Source organism: Rufibacter roseolus (assembly GCF_017916365.1).
Taxonomy (GTDB): domain Bacteria; phylum Bacteroidota; class Bacteroidia; order Cytophagales; family Hymenobacteraceae; genus Nibribacter; species Nibribacter roseolus.
In genome coordinates this window covers 842,740-861,231 of record NZ_JAFMSU010000003.1, presented here as the reverse complement: position 1 = coordinate 861,231, position 18,492 = coordinate 842,740, and the positions used below count along the sequence as shown (strand labels likewise).

Below are 18,492 nucleotides of genomic sequence, written 5' to 3'. Positions count from 1 at the left end.
CTACTGCCAAACCAACTCCATTACTTTGGGGCCAACCTGTACCGTGGTGTGGGTCTCGCCGGGCAGCCGGTTTACCACAATCTTCTTGAGGCGGCTGGATAGTTTTTGCTGGCTCATGACCTTGGTCTGGGAGGCCTTCCGATACAGCACAATGCCACCGTTTTCCTGTATTCCACGCACAGAATCAGTCTTGAAACTGAACATGCTGCCCGTTACTGGAATCACGGCGTGCACCTGATCTGGGCTAACCAAGCTTTGCGTTAGCTCCAGCGCTTTGCCTGCATCGGGCACGCCGTAGCCCACATAGTTATTTCCGAAGGGGTACAGATGGCTGCTTTTCTGGATAATGTCGGTTAACTGTTGGGGTGTGAGGCTGGGGTTTGCTTCTAAAAGGCAGGCGGCCAGTCCGGCAATAACGGGTGCTGAGAAAGAAGTCCCTGAGGCCGCGAAACACACTACATCTGGTTTGAGGTAGGGCAGAAAAGTGGGCCCGATGCTGCTGTAGCCCTGTTTGCTCCAGGTGGAGAAGTCGGTGGCGCCCACAGTGAGCACACCGGCGGCATCGGCGGGGGTGTTCACTACCTGCCATTTCTTGTTGTTGCCGTCATTGCCGGCCGCAATCACCAGCATCATGCCTTTATGCTCCACAGCCATCTGCACGGCGCGGGCAATGTAGCTGCTGCCGTCCATCTGCTCGGGTCGGTAGTTTTCCTCGGGTTTGTCAAAACCGGTGCCATAACCCAAAGAGGAGTTCACCAGGCGCACGCCCAGGCTGTCCATCCATTCCAGCGCCCGCACAAAGTATTCCTCTTCCACGCGGCTCTCGCGGTTGCCCTGATCGGTGCGGGCCAAGTAGAAATCGGCCTCAGAGGCAAAGCCGCTCAGCACCCGGGCACCGGGGTCAGAGCCGGCCAGGCACAGCAAGACATCGGTGCCGTGGGAGTCCATGTAGGTTTCGCGCTTGTGGTAGGTCTGGCTCAGGGCGGGGTTCACAAAATCACGGAAGGCTTTCAGGCGGCCGTTTTCAAAAATGGGCTGTAAACCCGCTTTCTTGGGGGCCTCAAAGAAACCGGCATCAATCACGCCCACTTTCACCCCTCGGCCCGTGAGACCGGCCGCCAGAATGGCCTCGGGCTTGAGTTGGGTCAGGGCTTTGCTCACGTACAGCGGCTTGTAAGGCGTAGAGGTCTGGGTAGGCTTGAAATACCCGGTAATGGGCTTTAGCTCCCGCACAAAAGAACTTTGCTCCAGACTTTTCACCTGCGCGGGGTTGGCCGTGACCACGGCGGCGTTGAGCCACTTGGAAACCGCCGTAACCGTGAAGCCTTTTTGGGTCAGACTGTCCAGGTAGGCGGGGTGTACCGGTTGGTCAGAAGACTGGGCGAGGGGCAGGTTTTGCAGGCGGCGTCTTTCCAGGGCGGCCGCGCTCACCATCGGGCCTGAACCGGCGGCAGGCTTGTCTTTGAAGATGACCCAATACCGCTGTTGCGCCTGTGCTTGGGCCGGAAAGAAGCTCCTTATAGCCAAGGCACAGAAAAAAAACACTATTGTACAAACCCTCACGTTCCAGAGATTAAATGAAGGCTATTTGCCTGCAAATTACCGTTTAATGTTATACATTTAAGCCTCAAAACCTTGTTTTAAGGTCTATTTCAGAAAAGCAGGCCAGAAGCGCCAAGCTTGTAGCACACCAAACTACGCCAACACGTACCGCCATGAAATACGAGTCTATCGGGAAAGACCTTTACATCCACAACCGCCACAAATTCATCCCATACCTCAAGCCGCAGTCACTGGCAATCTTCCATTCCAATGATGTGATGCCCACCAACGCAGACGGTACCATGCCTTTCCGGCAGAACAACGACCTGCTTTGGCTGAGTGGTATAGACCAGGAGGAAAGTGTGCTGATTCTTTTCCCCGATGCCCGTGAGGAGCGCCTCAAAGAGATCCTGTTCGTGCGCGAGACCAATGACCACATCCTCACCTGGGAAGGCTACAAACTCACCAAGGAGCAGGCCCGCGAGGTTTCCGGCATTGAGACCGTTTTCTGGACCCATGAGTTTGACTCTATCCTGAACTCGCTCATGCCGTACGCCGAGAACGTATACCTCAACTCCAACGAGCACCTGCGTGCCGTGGTAGAGGTAGAGACCCGCGATGCCCGTTTTATCAAGAAGATAAAGGAAAAATACCCTTTACACAACTATTGTCGCAGCACGCAGCACCTGCATTACCTGCGCTCCCTCAAGCACCCGCGCGAGATTGAGCTCATGCGCACCGCCTGCAACATCACTGAGAAAGCCTTCCGGAGGCTGCTCAAATTTGTGAAGCCCGGCGTGATGGAGTACGAGATTGAGGCCGAGATAGCCCATGAGTTCCTGCGCAACCGCTCCCGGGGCCCGGCCTATAGCTCTATTATTGCCTCGGGCGCCAATGCCTGCATCCTGCACTACGTAGATAATTTCAGAGAGTGTAAAGACGGTGATGTGCTGCTCATGGACTTCGGGGCTGAGTACGCGAACTACGCCGCTGACCTTTCCCGCTCCATTCCTGTTAACGGCAAATTCACCCAGCGCCAGGCCGATGTCTACAACGCCGTGCTGCACGTGATGAAAACCGCCAAGCAGATGCTGGTGCCCGGCAACACCCTGGACCAGTACCACAAATTTGTGGGCAAGGTGATGGAGAACGAGCTCATCAAGCTGGACCTGCTTTCTGAGGAAGAGGTGAACAACCAGAATCCCGCGCAGCCCCTTTACAAGAGATACTTCCCGCACGGCACCTCCCACTTCCTGGGCCTGGACGTGCACGACGTGGGCGATAAATACCGCCCGTTTGAAGAGGGTATGGTCTTCACCTGCGAGCCCGGCATCTACATCAGGGAAGAAGGATTGGGAATCAGGCTGGAGAACGACATCCTCATCACTCATAACGGTCCGGTAGATTTGATGGAGAACATCCCGCTGGAACTGGAGGACATAGAGCGCGAGATGCGCGGTTAAGCAAAAGATTTCAGGTGACTTGTTCCGGGGCTGATTTCTAAAAACCAGCCCTTAAACAGGAATGCTTAAACCAAGGCCAGGCGGCCGAATTAGATTTTCAGAAAGAACGTGAGTACCGTAAAAGAGATTGTAAAAGCAGGGCGTGCCCTTACCTGGGCAGGAATGGTGGCTGCCCTGTTGGTGGGGTCAACCGCAATGGCCCAGCAGAAAGAAGCGCCCCTGCCCATTGATACGGAAGAGCCCGGTACCCGCCGGCTTACCTTAGAAGAGGTAATCAAGATGGCCAGGGAGCAATCTCCCAGCTATCAGCAGGCCATCACCCAGCTGGAAAACCGTACCTGGCAGTACCAAACATATAAGAGTAATTACTTGCCCCAGTTGGCGCTGTATGCCACGCTGCCTTCCTACACCAAAGACTATGAACGCGTCACCGATCCGGAAGGACGCGTGAACTTCGTTCCTGTCCAATCATCCATCTCCTCAGGGCACTTAGAGCTGAAGCAGAACATCGGCCTGACCGGGGGCACCATTGCCATTGATTCCAAGCTGAACCGGATTGACAACTTCCACGAAATCCAGGGGCATAGTTATATCTATGCCTCCAACCCGGTGGTGGTAACGCTCCGGCAGCCTATTTTCAACCATAATGGTTTGAAGTGGGACCGCAAAACAGAGCCTCTGCGCTACGAGGAAGCCAAGCGTAACTTCTGGGAGGAAATGGAGCGCATTGCCGTGCGGGCTACGGACCTTTATTTCTCGCAGCTGCAAAGCCAGATAGGCTATGACATTGCCCAGAAGAACGTGGCCAACAATGACACCCTCTTCAAGATTGCCCAGAGCCGCTTCTACGACGCCAAAATCAGCGTAAATGAGCTGCTGCAGCTTGAGTTAAGCCTCTTGACTTCCAAACAGAGCCTGGAGCAAGCCAGATTGGATATTGAGACCAGCACGCTGCGCCTGAAGACGTATTTAGGTTTCACCGAGACGTACCCCATCCGGTTGCTGCCGCCAGACCTTATCCCTCAGTTTGAGGTGAATGAAGAAGTGGCGCTGCGACAAGCCCGCGAAAACCGTTCCCGCATGATCGGGATCAAACGGGAGGAGCTGGACGCCGAGCGGAACCTGGATTGGGCCCAGGCCAGTGCCGGTGTAAACGCTGATCTTTTCCTGCAGTACGGTTTAACCCAGCGGGCAGGTTCTCTGGGACCGGTGTACCAAGACCCTACAGATCAGCAACGGGTCAATCTGGGATTTAGCGTTCCGCTGATGGATTGGGGCCGTAACAAGTCTAAGATTGGAACCGCCAAAGCTAACCTGAAACTGGTGAAAGCCAACCTGGAACAGCAGCGCGTGAGCTTTGAGCAGGACGTGTTCCTGCAGGTGAAAAGATTTAAAATGCTGCGTGAGCAGATGAAGATTGCGCAGCAGGCGAATGGCCTGGCAGAGCGTAGGTTCCTGGGAGCCAAAGACCGGTACCTGAGCGGGAAAATAGGTTTGTTGGAGCTGAACCAGGCCGCCACCGAGCGTGACTCGGCCCGCCGCAGCTACGTGAGTTCCCTGCGCAATTTCTGGGATGCCTACTACAACCTGCGCCTCCAAACCCTCTATGACTTTGAGACAAACCAGCCTTTGACCATGCCGCTGCCGTTTTAAATATAGCACAGGGCAATGTACCGCAGCGTTTTGCCCTTGTTTCTGGAAAACAGGCCCATAAACAGAAGAGCCCGCTACTGATGATAGCGGGCTCTTCTGTTTATAATGTATCTGTGGGTGGTTATCTGGTGTAAGCCTCTGCAAGCCATTTGCGGGCAGTATCCAGGTTGTCAAAGGATCTGGCTTCAAAGGCTTTTACCTCACTTAGGAACGTTGACGCTGAGGACTCCCCTAAACTCTCTGGATTGGCTAGCATCGCGAAGCGTTTGAGCCCCGCTTTGGCCGCGCTGGGCGCCCACTCATTCACAACCCAGTCTATGGAGTGGTCCCAGGAGCCAATAATGAGCCGCGTATCGTTCAAGACGCATTTGTATCCTGCCTCAGCCAGCGCCTGCGTGTAAGCCCTGGCCCCGGTTTTTATGTTCTCCTCGGTTAAGTACCCCATCCAGTTTACATAGATTAACCTGTTTTGGGAATCCTCTTTGATTGTGAGATAAACTCTTCCAAAAGGATTAACAAGTTCCTTCGTCATGGTATTATTGAGGTTGCTCAGTTTTCTGTACTCCAAATATACATATTTTAATTCAAGTAGCTTTGTTTGGATAGCTGTATGATAACAGGGAAGACTATGGTGTGTCTGTAAAGGGTTAAAAGCAACGGATTTACCATGGTATTGGACCCTGATAAAAAGCGAGTGCCCGGAAGTTCTGCTCCCGGGCACTTGCTTTGTTTTTAGCATAATTTTAGGAAAACAGGCCTAAAGCGCTGGTTTTCCTTTTGATTTCTGTGGGCTGGCTGGTTACCCTTTGCTGGCCAGCAGGTACAAGACCGCCATCCGGATGGCCACGCCGTTCTCTACCTGGTCCAGGATGATAGAGTGGTGGGAGTCGGCGGCGTCTGAGGTGAGTTCCACGCCGCGGTTGATAGGACCAGGGTGCATCAACACGATCTCCTTGTCCAGTTCGTCCAACATCTTCTTGTTGATCCCGAAGTAAAGGGCGTATTCGCGCAAGGACGGAAACAGTTTGCCTTGCTGGCGCTCCAGCTGGATGCGCAGCACGTTGGCCACATCGCACCATTGCAGGGCCTCGCGCACGTTCCAGAAAACCCTCACGCCCAAATCAGCAATGTGTTTGGGCAGCAGGGTGGGCGGTCCGCATACGGCTACTTCGGCTCCCTGCATCTGCAGCGCGAAGATGTTGGAAAGCGCCACCCGGGAGTGGGTGATGTCACCGATGATGGCCACCTTTTTGCCGGCTACCTCGCCCAGTTTCTGCCTGATGGAGAAGGAGTCCAGCAGCGCCTGGGTAGGGTGCTCATGGGTGCCGTCGCCGGCGTTCACGATGTTGGCCTGGATTTTACGCGACAGGAAATGCGGTGCGCCGGGGCTGCTGTGGCGCATCACAATCATATCTACCTTCATAGACAGGATGTTGTTGACGGTGTCCAGCAGGGTTTCGCCTTTTTTCACTGAACTGCCCGAGGCCGAGAAGTTGATTACATCCGCCGAGAGGCGTTTCTCTGCCAGCTCAAAAGAGAGCCGCGTACGGGTGGAGTTCTCAAAGAACACGTTGGCAATGGTGACATCGCGGAGCGACGGCACTTTCTTGATAGGCCGGTTCAGAACCTCCTTAAACTGGTCAGCGGTTTCAAAGATCAACTGAATATCCTGCGGGGTAATCTCTTTGATGCCCAACAGATGCCGGACGCTAAGCTGTTGCATGGGGTTCTTCTTGGTCTGGGGTAAGGGTGAGGAGCCAGATAACATCCTCTGGTGAATCTGGGCCTTGCCAGGTGACTTCTACCCGCTGCGAGTGCAGGGAGTCTACGCGCTGGCCGGTATACGTGGCTTCAATGGGTAAATCGCGGGTGTACTGGCGATCAATTAGTACCAGCAGCTCTACCTGGGCGGGGCGTCCGTAGGAGATCATGGCGTCCAGGGCGGCCCGCACGGAGCGGCCGGTATAGAGCACATCATCTACCAGAATCACGCGTTTGCCTTCCAGGGAGAAATCTACCTTGGTGGCATTTGGAGCCAGCGGCGTGGCGCGGCGGCGGAAGTCATCGCGGTGGAAAGTGATGTCCAGGTAGCCGGTCTGCACCGTTATACCCAGAATCTCCTGCAGGGTCTGCTGGAGCCGGTCTGCCACAAAGATGCCGCGCGGCTGCAGGCCCAGGATAACGGAATTGGAAAAATCGCGGTGCGTCTCTATGAGCTGGTGCGCCAGGCGCCGGATCATGATCTGAAACAGTGCGTGCGGAACAATGAGGCGTTTGTGCATGGCCGGGTTTTGGGCAAATATAAAGACTTACCGGCAGCCTTGGGTAAAAGAAAGCAATTTTTCTCTTCTCTGGCCTGTGGTTTCAAAAGCTGTATTTTTGAGGCATTGACTTAAATTTTCCCAGTTGGGAACAAGGAGCAGCAGAGTTCCTGCTGGTTAATTTGAGAAAAACCCGCTTACCTCAAAGGGATTTTGCCGTAGGTTTGAGTTATGGCTAAACTCATTAACCTAAAAGTATTCCCCGATTTTTTCAGATCAGCCTCGGCGGGCGGTATCATTCTCATCATTTCGTTGGTTATTTCCCTGCTCATAGCCAACTCTGGCTGGGGAGAAGCCTATGCTGGATTTCTGCAGACCCAGCTGGGCTTTGAGTCTGCGCAGGTGCACCTGAGGTATCCTATACTCCTTTGGGTCAATGATGGGCTCATGGCCATTTTCTTTTTGCTGGTAGGGCTGGAGATCAAGCGCGAGATGGTGGAAGGGGAGCTCTCCTCGCCCAGAAAGGCTGCTCTGCCGGTGTTTGCCGCGGTGGGTGGCATGGTGGTGCCGGCTGCCATTTATGCGCTTGTCAATACAGGAACTGATACAGCCGGTGGGTGGGGTATTCCCATGGCCACTGATATCGCTTTTGCCATTGGCTTGCTTTCTTTGCTGGGCAGTAGGGTGCCTGCGGGGCTGAAGATCTTCTTGACCGCCCTGGCCATTGTAGATGATTTAGGCGCGATAGTGGTCATTGCCGTCTTCTATTCTGCAGGGTTGCACTTTGCGTACCTGCTCTACGCCGCCGCAATCTTTCTGCTGTTGCTGGTTTTCAACAGGTTTGGGGTTAAGTCATTGGTCTTTTATTTGGTGCCGGGGCTTTTCATGTGGTATTTTATTCACCATTCTGGGGTACATGCCACCGTAGCAGGGGTGTTGACAGCCCTTACCATCCCTACCACCTCAGATGCCCGGGAGTCACCGTTAGAGCATCTGGAGCACGCGCTTACCAAACCCGTGAACTTTCTCATCATGCCCATCTTTGCCCTGGTCAACACCAACATCAGGTTTGAGGCAGGTATGCTGGAGGGGTTGCTGAGTCCCTTGGGTCTGGGTATTGTTTTGGGGCTGTTTTTGGGAAAACCCCTGGGAATCTTCTTTTCCAGCTGGGCGGCCGTAAAATTGGGGGCGAGCGTTTTGCCTACCGGCGTTAACTGGAAAATGGTGGCCGGCTTGGGTTTGTTGGCTGGGATAGGCTTTACCATGTCTATTTTCATTGCCCTGCTTTCCTTCTCAGACCCTGCTTACCAGACCGGAGCCAAGTTCTCCATTTTGGTGGCATCTGTGTTGTCTGGGGTGTTTGGCTATTTTCTGCTGGGGGCGGTTTCTGCCAAAACTCCGGTTTTAGAGAATCACAGGGAAGCCGTTTAATCAAACGTCATGCTTTGGAGATAGAAAACCGTGCGGTCTTGGCCATGGGCCGGTTTGATGCGCTGAAACCCGTAGGCGATAAAATTGCTGCCGTACCAATGGATGATTCCTTCCTCGTTGCTGGCGTACAGTTTCTCAGAATCGGCCTGTAATCTTACCTCCACCTTCTCCTCATCGGAGATAGAAACGTTTGGCCGTAAAGTCTTGTACCTGACGTATTCTTCCTCGGGGTACACCAGCGTGATATTGCCCGCCGGCGAGACACCTGGTGTTACCTTTGACATCAACTCTGGATAAGTTTCATTTTTGAGCCGGAAGGAATTGTCCCACAGCAGGTTGCCCTCATGGTCAAAAACACAGGCAATGGCATGGGTGAATTGGTAACCTTCAATCAATTCCTGCTCAGAGGGTTGCTTGTCCTGCCCGGAACCATAGATGCTGCTATACAGATTAAGGGGGCCGCTTTTGTACTGTGGGTAATAAATTTCCCCTACCATGGCGTATCCTTGCGGGTGGGGCATAACAGGGTGTAAAAGTAAGCGGGGGCGCAGCAGAACAGGCTTTCCCTTGGCTTCGCGGCGGGCGAATTTGGCTTTTATCCGGCGTGCTCTCCTGGGCGAGAGGTATTCAAAGAAGTGCTTGAGCTTGCTGAAATCAAAATACCTGAGGTTGCCAACCAAGCTGCTGGAAAATAAACCCTTGGAGAAGGTATACCTGCGATGCCCGAAAGTGCCCACCAGTACCTTGTTGAGGGTGTCTCCGGGAGCGAGCCGGGCACTTTGCAGCGTGTTCTCTGAGCGGAACTCCATCTGGGGCTGAACAAAGTACGTGCCCACGACCTCGCCATTGGAATTCATGCGCTTGATCTGCAGCCGCGAACGCGTTCCGTTTGACTCGGCCACCACAACTTCAACCGCGTGCGTCAAGGTGTCTACCCTGAACTCGCCTACATCCTCTTCCAGGCCCAGCGTAAGGGGCAGGGCTCTTATTTCTCCCTGACTAGGGTTTAGGTGCAGTAGACTCAGCTGGTCTTTTTCCAGCGCCTTCAGAAACACCTGTCCGTCCAGCGCTTTCATTTCTTTGAGGGTAAGACCAGACGGGGGTAACGTGTGCTCACTGAACGTAACCGTACCCAAAGTATTATTTACCTGGTAAAGCAGGACTTTCCTGTCATGGAGCCTGTAAAACAGCAGGTACAGGGTTTTCGGCTCGGCGGCCAAAAGCAGGAAGGCGTGGTTTGAATGATGCCCATGGCTTGTTTGCCAGATAGGTTTAAGCGCTTTGTTGTATTTGGTGAGCACAAATTCATGCTTCCCCTCTACCGCGTGGCGTTTGGTGGAGATTACCAGCAAGCCACTGTCCGGTAGGGCATGCACCAGGTGTTTGTCATCAAAAGAACTGCTTTCCACCTCTACCCGGTGCGTCTGAGCCGGAGGTGCTGATTTCTCCTTGCCCCTGTTCTTCTGGCGGACTTGCGCAGTACAAGTGATGCTCCAGCAAAGCAGGAGTAGCGCAAGCATTACCTGATATGTACCACATGAGAAGAGACGCATACAAGAAAAGCTAATCTGAACTTAATATAGTTATAAAATTATATAAAGCCACAAGTCAGATTAAGAACTTTTCAGATTTGTTTCTGTCATCTTCATAAGAATTTCCCGGTTCAAAATCTACAGCCGGAAAATAAGGATCTGCCAAAGTCTGGCAGTTTTGCCGCTGTTTTGACCGTGTTTTCAGGAAAATGGGGTGGAAACAGAGACCTGCTCAATAAAGGAGATTACTCAAAAGCCATGTTCTGCAGGTAAAACACCGTGCGCGCCTCACCCTGCTTGGGTCTGATTCTTTGGAAACCGTAGGCGATGAAGTTGCTGCCGTACCAGTGTATGATTTGCTCATTGGTGCTGGTGACCATTTTCTCCGTCTTTTCCTGGAGCCGCACCAATACCTTTTCTTTGTTTGTGAGGGAGATATTTGGTTTCAGGGTTTTATGCCAGACAAAATCCTTTTCCTGGTACACCAGCGTGATGTTGCCCGCCGGGGAAACTCCAGCCTTTAGGGTAGGATCCAAAGTGGCGTGCGTGAGATTTCTGAGTTTATAGGTGTTATCCCACAGCAGGTTGCCCTCATGGTCAAATACACAGGCAATGGCATGGGTGAATTGATAGCCGTCAAAAGTGATTCTTTTATCATTGTAATTGGGTAATCGGCCATTTTCTTTTCTGAACTCACCTTTAGTAAGGGTGGTATAGTGCGGATAATACACTTCTCCCACCAGGGCAAAGCCCTGCGGGTGCGGCATGATGGGGTGCAGCAATACCTGGTGCTCCATCACCAAAGCGCGCTCTCTTTCCTCCTTGCGGGCTAATTTGGCCTTCATGCGGCGCTCTCCCCCCGGCGATAAGTATTCAAAGAAGTGGCTGAGTTTGTACAGGTCATAATAAGCGATCTGCCCGGCCAGGGTGCTGATGAACAAACCATTGGCATATTTGTCGGTGCGGTACCCATAGGTGCCCACCAGTAGTTTGTTCAGCGTGTCACCGGGCGTGAGGCGGGCTGGTTGCAGGGTGTTGTTGGCGCGGCTGTTTAAGTCAGGTTGGATGAAGTAGCTACCGGTGACATCGCCTTTGGAGTTCATGCGCTTTACCTGTACCTGCGCATACTGCCCGTTTGTTGCCGCCGTCACAAATTCCACGGCCTTGGAGAGCGTGTCTACCCTGAACTCGCCCAGGTCTTTCTCCGTACCGAAAACCGCCGGCAGCAGTTTTATTTCCTCCTGTTGCGGGTTCAAATGCAGCATGTTCAACGTGAATTTATTCACGCCGCTCAGGAACACCTGGCCATTCAGCGCGGCCATTTCCTTGAAGAGGATATCGGTGGAAGGCAGGGTGTGTTCACTGACCGTTCCCAGGCCTGTGTTCGTATTTACCTGGTAGAGGAGGAGTTTCTGGCTCGTAAGGGTAGAAAACAGAAGATAGATCTTGCCCCGCTCCGCAGCGACAAAAAGTAAGCCGGTGTTGGGCAAATGCTCGTTCCTGGTTTCCCAAACCGGCTTAAGCGCCCGGTCATACTTGGTAAGCACAAAATCATTCTTGCCAAACCATGCATTGCGTTTCATAGACACCAACAGAAGGGCACTGTCTGGAAGTGCCTGCACGTGGTGTTCGTTGTCAAAGGAATTGCTAGCCAGTTCTGACCGGTAAGTCTGGGCCGGCGCAGCCGATTTCTCCCGGTTCTTATTTTTCTGGGCCTGCACGCTAAAAGCCGTGCCCCAGCAGAAAAGAAGCACGATCAGAAACTTAAGATGGTTTTTGGGGCGGGAGAAATGCATAGAAAGAGTAGTGATCAGGGTAATAGATATTGAATAGGTATAGATTTTTAAAAGCAGTATTTGCCTAAAAAGGATGAAGATTTAATAATTAGAAAGCCATGTTCTGGAGATAGAAAACTGTTCTGGAGGAGCCTTTTTTGGGCTTAATGCGCTGAAACCCGAAGGCGATAAAGTTGTTGCCATACCAGTGAGCAAGGCCTTCGTGGCTGCTGGCGACCCTCTTCTCGGTTTCTTCCTGTAACCTTACCGCTACCTTCTCTTCATCACTGATAGACTGGTCTTGTTTTAGGGTTTTGTACCAAACATATTTCTCATCTGGGTAGGCCATGGTAATGTTCCCCTCAGGACTAATGCTGGCCTCCACCGTGGGGGTTAATTCTGGATAGGTGATGTTCTTCAGTTTATAAGAATTGTCCCAGAGCAGATTCCCCTCGCGGTCAAAAACACAGGCAATAGCATGGGTAAACCGATAGCCGTCAAACATCATGGGGCGGGCATCGGCCACCGGAGCATACACGGGGTTAGTAGCCCTGGAGGTGTAGTACTTGTCGTGGCCAAACTGCTTATGATAGACCTCTGCAATTACAGCATAACCCAGCGGGTGGGGCAAAATTGGGTGTAGCAGTAGTTGGTAAGGGTAGGTCCATGGTTTGCCTTTTGCTTCTTCCTGGGCAAACCTGGCTTTCATGCGTCGTTGAGCCCGGGGAGAGAGGTACTCCAGAAAGTGGCTTAGTTTACTTAGATCATAATACTTGAGATTACCTTTCAGATCACCCGTAAACAAACCTCGCAGGAAGCGGCTGGATCGGTACCCATAGGACCCGATGAGTAACTTGCCTAGGGTATCACCGGGGGTGAGGAGACCTGTTTGCAAGGTGTTGTCTGTGCGCTCTTCCGGTTTAGGTTGGAAAAAGTACGTGCCAATGATGCCGCCCTGCGGATTCATGCGCCTGGCTTGTACCCGCGGGTGTAAGCCATCAGACTCGGCCACCACAAACTCCATGGTGCGGGAGAGCGTGTCTACCCTGAACTCAGCCAGATCATCCTTCAGCCCCAGAACCGAGGGCAACAGCTTTATTTCTTCTTCCTGGGGGTTTAGGTGCAGCATTCTCAGGTTTTCTTTCTCCAGCCCATTCAAGAAGACCTGACCGTCCACAGCGGCTATTCCCCGGATGTAGATGAAAATGGAGGGCAGGCTGTGTTCGCTGTGCGTGGCTTTGCCGGTGGCCGCGTCTACCTGGTATAGCACCAGCTTTTGGTAAGACTTAGTGGAAAACAGCAGATACATCTTCCGGCTGTCAGAAGCCACATCTATCAAGTGGTGGTTGGGGTCATGCGCGTACTTTGATTCCCAAATGGGTTTAAGCTGGCGGTCATACTTGGTAAGGACAAAGTCCTGATGGCCAAACCCTGCGTGCCGGGGCAAAGACACCAGAAACAGTGCACTATCTGGCAGAACATGCACCCGGTGGTCATCGTCAAACGAATTACTTTTGAGTTCTACCCGGTAAGTCTGGTTAGGCGCAGCTGACTTTTCTTTATCCTTATTTTTCTGGCGGGCATGTGCCGCAAAAGAGCCAATACAGCAGAGCAGCAAAAACGGCAGAGGCATCAAGGAAGTACACCGGGGGAAGACACGCATAAAAAGGAAGCTAATCAGATCTTAATATATGGATAAAGTTATATAAAGACATTACCCTGTTTAAAATCTTCACTCAAATGAGTGAATTAACTCCCTTATGGTTTTAGTCCAAAAGGCTTTCCTGGAAATAGAAGTCCTGACCAGGGCGAACAGTATTGAGGCTGTTTTAACCCTGTTTTTAGAAAAGTAGCCTGTAAGCACAAGCGGGTGCGTTTTAAGAAAGGCCTTTAGAAGACCATGTTCTGCAGGTAAAAGACGGTGCGGGCCGAGCCGTGATCAGGCTTGATGCGCTGGAACCCGAAGGCCACGAAATTGCCGCCGTACCAATGCACAATGCCTTCGTTGCTGCTGGTGATTCTTTTCTCGCTTTCCTCCTGCAGCCGCACCTCTACTTTCTCATCGTCAGAAACGTAGGTGTTGGGTTTAACGGTCTTGTACCAGATGTATTCTTCCTCCGGGTAAGTCAGGGCGATGTTGCCCTCGGGGGTGACGCCGGCTTCCACGGTGGGGGCCAGTTGGGGGTAGGTCTCGTTCTGCAGTTTGTAGGAGTTGTCCCAGAGCAGCTTGCCCTCGCGGTCAAAAACACAGACAATGGCATGGGTAAACCGATAACCGTCAAAGTTGCTCCTGGCCTGCCGGATGTCCGGGTACCGGCCCGTGATGTTGGTGTATTGGTTTAAGCTGTTGTTGCGGTACTGCGGGTAATAGATCTCGCCCACCAAGGCGTAACCTTGCGGGTGAGGCATGATGGGGTGCAGGTACATGCGGTAGCGCAGCACGGGCGGTTTTCCTTTGGCCTCCTGCCGGGCGAATTTCGCTTTCATGCGCCGTTGGGCGCGGGGCCCCATGTACTCAAAGAAATGATCCAGCTTGGTGAAATCGTAGTAGTTGACGTTGCCGGCCAAGTCACTGCTGTACAAACCCTTGGCGAACACCGAGGTGCGGAAACCATAGGTGCCCAGCAGCACCTTGGTGAGGGTGTCGCCGGGGGTGAGGCGACCAGCCTGCAGGGTGTTGTCATTGCGCTCGTCCAGCTCGGGCTGGAGAAAATACGTGCCTATAACCTCGCCCTTGGTGTTCATGCGTTTGGCCTGCACCCGTGAGCGCCTGCCGTTTGACTCGGCCACAACAAACTCTACCGCGTGGGTAAGCGTGTCTACCCTGAACTCGCCCAAGTCATCTTCCATCCCAAAAACGGCGGGTAGCAGCTTTATTTCGTCCACGTTGGGGTCCAGGTGCAGCATGTTCAGGTTGTCGCGGTCCAGGCCGTTGAGGAACACCTGTCCGTCAAGGGTAGCCATCTCCCTGATGGTGATATAGGAGGCCGGCAACGTATGTTCGCTAAAGGTGGAGACGCCCGTGGCGGCGTTCACCTTGTGCAGCATCAGCTTTTTGTTGTTGGGGGTAGAGAACAGCAGGAACACCAATTTGCGGTCGGCGGCCACCTGCAGCAGCACATGGTTGGTTTTATGCTCATACTTGGTTTGCCAGACCTGTTTCAGCTCGCGGTTGTACTTGGTGAGCACAAAGTCATCCTTGCTGAACCAACTGTTCCGCTTAAACGATACCACCAACAGGCTGGTGTCTGGGAGCGTGTGCACAGAATGCTCCTCGTCATAAGAGTCACTTTCTATCTCTGCCCGATAGGTTTGGGCCGGCGGCTCAGGCTTCTGCTTGTCTTTGTCTTTCTTCTGCGCCTGCGCACAGAAAACCCAGCCCCAGCAGAGCAGGAGAAACAGGTACCGCCAGGAAGTGCTTCTGATGAGTGGGAACATACGGTGTTTTTAAGAAATCACGCTGAACTCAATAAAAACGCCAACCTGTAGCCAGATGTTATATGCCGCTTACTGGCCCATGGCCAACAAAAGGTCAAACTCTTCGGGCGTTAATGGCATCACAGATAACCTTGACTGCCGCAGCAGCGCGATGTTCTGGAGCCGTTCTTCTTTTTTGATCTGGTCCAGGGTTACTGGTTTTGCAAACGCGCTCTCCGGCACCAGGGTTACCGCCACCCATTGGGTCTCTGGGGTGGTGGGGTCCTGATAGGCTTCCTGGCTTACTTTGGCCACCCCCACAATAGATTTCTCAGAGACGCTGTGGTAGTACATGACCAGATCGTTCTGCTGCATTTTCTGGAGGTTGTTACGGGCCTGGAAGTTTCTAACTCCGTCCCAGGTGGTTTGTTTATCGCGTTGCAGGTCAGACCAGGCGTATTTTTCAGGTTCAGATTTAACGAGCCAGTAATTCATAGGTAAGCTAAAAACAAGTGGGTTTTCCCAGTGAGGAGCCCACTTGCCATGGTTAAAGGTAAAAGGATTCTATTCTTGGTTTTTCTTTCGCCGGAGTTTGATCAGTTCTGAGGTGACAGAGATGATCTCCAGTTCTTCCGGGGCGTGTTTGGGATTGTCAAAGGTTACCAGCAGGCGGTCTTTGGCCTTGGCCTCCCACTTGCCGGGCTGCTCTTCCAGACCATCGGTAGGGGCGATGCCGTAGCGGATGAACGTGCCGTCTGCCTGGATCATAAACCCGGTGCGCCCCCGCGAGGGCGGAAAGTCAAAGGTATTGGGCCGGTAGGTGCGCACATCGGCAGAGTCTTCTTCATAGGAGTTGAGCCAGGTAAGCCCGTACACCGAGGCCGGCAAATCGGCTTTGGCGCCGCACCGGGCCCCCATGAGCACCAGGGCCAGCAGGCTCAGCAAAAAGAAGTGTTTCATACGTCTGCGTGTTGCCTCAACTTTGCGTCCATGACAATTCAGGCACAATATAAAAAATAGTCCTGAGTTCTGAGTCTTGAGTCCTGAGTTGGGAAGAATATAAGCCGATGAAGGGTCAGTGCTGACTTGCAGGAATTTATTTGTTTTGGAGCCGTTTTCCTTCAAACAGGCTCAAATCGGCTTTGCCGAAACCAACCTGTTATGCCCTCTATTATTCATGATCCAGAGCTAAGTGCCCGCCAACAAGGTCCCGTTGTTGGTGTTATCACCAACAACTCAAGTTGCGGAGGCCTGCGCAAGGGCAACCACAAGGGATTGTCCCTACTCAAATACTTGCATAGATAAAGATGTTTAGCCTGGTTCCTGTAAAGACCACAGAAAACGCTGTAGAATTCACACGCATATCGTCCCCCTTTGAAGGGGGTAGGGGGATGACAAAGCAGGACGAAGAACCAAAAGCTTAAATAGCAAAGAAGGGCACAATGATTTCCGGAGAATGCCATGAACAGCACGAGCAATCATCCCCCTACCCCCTTCAAAGGGGGACGGAATGCGTTGGAGAGTTAAAGGTATTAAGCATTTTTAAGCTGTTTCTCAGAAAACAAGCCTTAATCGGCTTTGCCGAAAACATTCCTAACTCAAGACTCAAGACTCAGGACTCTCACGTTGACTCAGGACTTACATCCGCAGGATGTTCTTATCTTTGTCTGAACCCCATTCACAACAACATTCGTGGAGAACAAAGAACTTATCCGTATGTTCCGGCTGACGGCTTCTCTGATGGAGCTGCATGACGAGAACCCGTTTAAAATAAGATCCTATACCAGCGCCGTGATGGTGATGGAACGGATAGAATCACCTATTCACCAGATGAGCCAGGCCCAGTTGGAAAAGCTGGATGGTATTGGCAAAGGCATGGCCGGCAAGATCATGGAAGCCATCCAGACCGGCTCCCACACCGACCTGAAACGGCTCCTGGAAACCACCCCCGAAGGCGTGGTGCAGATGCTCAACATCAAAGGCATAGGGCCGAAGAAAATCAAAACCATCTGGAAAGACCTGGGCGTGGACACCATTGAAGGCTTGCGTGAGGCCTGTGAGAAAAACGAAGTATCTAAGCTGAAAGGCTTCGGGGCGAAAACCCAGGAAACCATTCTGCAGGGGCTGCAATACACCGAGTCCAACAAAGGCAAACTGCTCTGGGCCGAGGCCGAGACCCTGGCGCTGGAATTGCTCTCTTTCCTCAAAAACAGGCCTGAAACGGTAGCCGCCGAAGTGGTAGGGGAGATTCGCCGAAACCTGGAGACCGTGGAGACCCTGCAGTTCCTTCTGAGCCTGAACAGTGAGGAGAACTGGCCCTACTTCCTGACCGAGCTGCCGGGGATATCGCCGCAGGAATCGGTTTCCGGACCGTTTGTGTGGCGTGGACTGGTAGACACATCCGGCGTGAAGCTGGAGGTGCGGCTGGTGCCCGAACGCCGCTTCGCAAACCAGACGCTGCTGTACTCAGCCAGTCCGGCGTGGTTATCGCAACCCGTGAACGAAGCCGGCGATACGCTCATCGCGGAGGCCTACGGCGAGCCGGCTGCTTCTGAGGAGGAGATCTTCCGGCGCGTGAACCTGCCGTACATCGCCCCGGAACTGCGCGAAAGCCTGCGCATGCTGGAGTTGGCCCGCGAAAACCAACTGCCCACGCTCCTCCAGGACAGCGACCTGAAAGGCATCCTGCACAACCACAGCACCTACTCAGACGGCGCGCACACGCTGGAGCAGATGGCCGTGCACTGCAAACAACTGGGCTACGAGTACCTGGGCATCTGCGATCACTCCAAATCTGCCTACTATGCCAATGGTCTGCAGGAATTCAGGGTGAAGGAGCAGCAGAAAGAGATTGACCGCCTTAACCAGGAGCTGGGGCCGTTCCGCATCTTCAAAGGCATTGAGTCTGATATCCTGGCAGATGGCTCGCTGGACTATGACAATGACGTGCTCGCCTCTTTTGACTTCATTGTCGCCTCCATCCACAGCAACCTAAAAATGGACATCGTGAAGGCCACTGACCGATTGGTGAACGCCATCCAAAACCCCTATACCACCATGCTGGGGCACCCCACCGGTCGCTTGCTCCTGCGCCGCGAAGGCTACCCCATTGACCATAAAACCGTGATTGACGCCTGCGCCGAAAACCAAGTCATCATAGAAATCAACGCCAACCCGTGGCGCCTGGACCTGGATTGGCGCTGGGTAGAATACGCCCTGAGCCAGAACGTGCTCCTGAGCATCAACCCAGACGCCCACAGCATGCGCGGCTACGATGACATGCGCTACGGCGTACTCGTCGGCCGCAAAGGCGGACTAACCCCGGAGATGACATTCAACGCCAAAAGCCGGGACGAAGTGGCGGCCTATTTTGAAGAGCGCAAGCGGGCGAAGGGGATTTTGTAAGAATAACCAGTAT

At 53.1% G+C, this 18,492-nt stretch carries 14 protein-coding genes; 4 read left to right on the top strand and 10 right to left on the bottom strand.

What is annotated here, in order from left to right:
- Positions 1–1,527 carry a S8 family serine peptidase gene (locus J3P35_RS19360; protein WP_210466400.1) on the bottom strand — a complete coding sequence of 509 codons (1,527 nt, stop codon included), beginning with the start codon at positions 1,525–1,527 and terminating at the stop codon, positions 1–3.
- Between the two features lie 188 nt (positions 1,528–1,715).
- On the opposite strand from J3P35_RS19360, the gene J3P35_RS19355 reads away from it, so the two are divergent.
- The gene (locus J3P35_RS19355) at positions 1,716–3,005 is read left to right on the top strand and encodes an aminopeptidase P family protein (RefSeq protein ID WP_210466399.1); all 1,290 of its coding nucleotides are present in this window, start codon (positions 1,716–1,718) and stop codon (positions 3,003–3,005) included.
- Positions 3,006–3,113: 108 nt separating this feature from the next.
- Entirely contained in the window at positions 3,114–4,658 is a 1,545-nt protein-coding gene (locus J3P35_RS19350; RefSeq protein WP_210466398.1) for a TolC family protein, read from the top strand.
- Between the two features lie 121 nt (positions 4,659–4,779).
- Here the strand turns inward: J3P35_RS19350 and J3P35_RS19345 are convergent, their stop codons facing one another.
- The 3 genes from J3P35_RS19345 to pyrR all read right to left on the bottom strand — a co-directional run bounded on the left by J3P35_RS19345 (position 4,780) and on the right by pyrR (position 6,940).
- Positions 4,780–5,103 (bottom strand): STAS/SEC14 domain-containing protein, encoded by a 324-nt coding sequence (locus J3P35_RS19345; RefSeq protein WP_246850365.1) that lies wholly within the window; start codon positions 5,101–5,103, stop codon positions 4,780–4,782.
- Between the two features lie 354 nt (positions 5,104–5,457).
- Entirely contained in the window at positions 5,458–6,381 is a 924-nt protein-coding gene (locus tag J3P35_RS19340) for an aspartate carbamoyltransferase catalytic subunit (RefSeq protein ID WP_210466396.1), read from the bottom strand.
- The gene (gene pyrR, locus J3P35_RS19335) at positions 6,368–6,940 is read right to left on the bottom strand and encodes a bifunctional pyr operon transcriptional regulator/uracil phosphoribosyltransferase PyrR (RefSeq protein WP_210466395.1); all 573 of its coding nucleotides are present in this window, start codon (positions 6,938–6,940) and stop codon (positions 6,368–6,370) included. Before pyrR ends, J3P35_RS19340 begins: the two co-directional genes overlap by 14 nt.
- Before the next feature lie 210 nt (positions 6,941–7,150).
- Here pyrR and nhaA point away from each other — a divergent pair, with 210 nt between their 5' ends.
- A complete protein-coding gene (nhaA, locus tag J3P35_RS19330; RefSeq protein ID WP_210466394.1) occupies positions 7,151–8,350 on the top strand; it encodes a Na+/H+ antiporter NhaA in 1,200 nt (399 codons plus the stop codon).
- Here the strand turns inward: nhaA and J3P35_RS19325 are convergent.
- The 6 genes from J3P35_RS19325 to J3P35_RS19300 all read right to left on the bottom strand — a co-directional run bounded on the left by J3P35_RS19325 (position 8,347) and on the right by J3P35_RS19300 (position 16,034).
- Positions 8,347–9,870 (bottom strand): hypothetical protein, encoded by a 1,524-nt coding sequence (locus J3P35_RS19325; RefSeq protein WP_210466393.1) that lies wholly within the window; start codon positions 9,868–9,870, stop codon positions 8,347–8,349. The genes nhaA and J3P35_RS19325 overlap by 4 nt on opposite strands.
- 257 nt (positions 9,871–10,127) lie before the next feature.
- Entirely contained in the window at positions 10,128–11,678 is a 1,551-nt protein-coding gene (locus J3P35_RS19320) for a hypothetical protein (RefSeq protein WP_210466392.1), read from the bottom strand.
- 88 nt (positions 11,679–11,766) lie between these two features.
- Positions 11,767–13,290 (bottom strand): hypothetical protein, encoded by a 1,524-nt coding sequence (locus tag J3P35_RS19315; RefSeq protein ID WP_210466391.1) that lies wholly within the window; start codon positions 13,288–13,290, stop codon positions 11,767–11,769.
- A gap of 257 nt (positions 13,291–13,547) precedes the next feature.
- Entirely contained in the window at positions 13,548–15,095 is a 1,548-nt protein-coding gene (locus J3P35_RS19310; protein ID WP_210466390.1) for a hypothetical protein, read from the bottom strand.
- Positions 15,096–15,164: 69 nt separating this feature from the next.
- A complete protein-coding gene (locus J3P35_RS19305) occupies positions 15,165–15,569 on the bottom strand; it encodes an EVE domain-containing protein (RefSeq protein ID WP_210466389.1) in 405 nt (134 codons plus the stop codon).
- A gap of 69 nt (positions 15,570–15,638) precedes the next feature.
- A complete protein-coding gene (locus J3P35_RS19300) occupies positions 15,639–16,034 on the bottom strand; it encodes a hypothetical protein (RefSeq protein ID WP_210466388.1) in 396 nt (131 codons plus the stop codon).
- A 732-nt stretch (positions 16,035–16,766) separates the two neighbouring features.
- On the opposite strand from J3P35_RS19300, the gene polX reads away from it, so the two are divergent.
- Positions 16,767–18,479, top strand: coding sequence for a DNA polymerase/3'-5' exonuclease PolX (gene polX, locus J3P35_RS19295; RefSeq protein WP_210466387.1), 1,713 nt, complete (start codon positions 16,767–16,769; stop codon positions 18,477–18,479).
- The last annotated feature ends 13 nt before the right edge of the window (positions 18,480–18,492 follow it).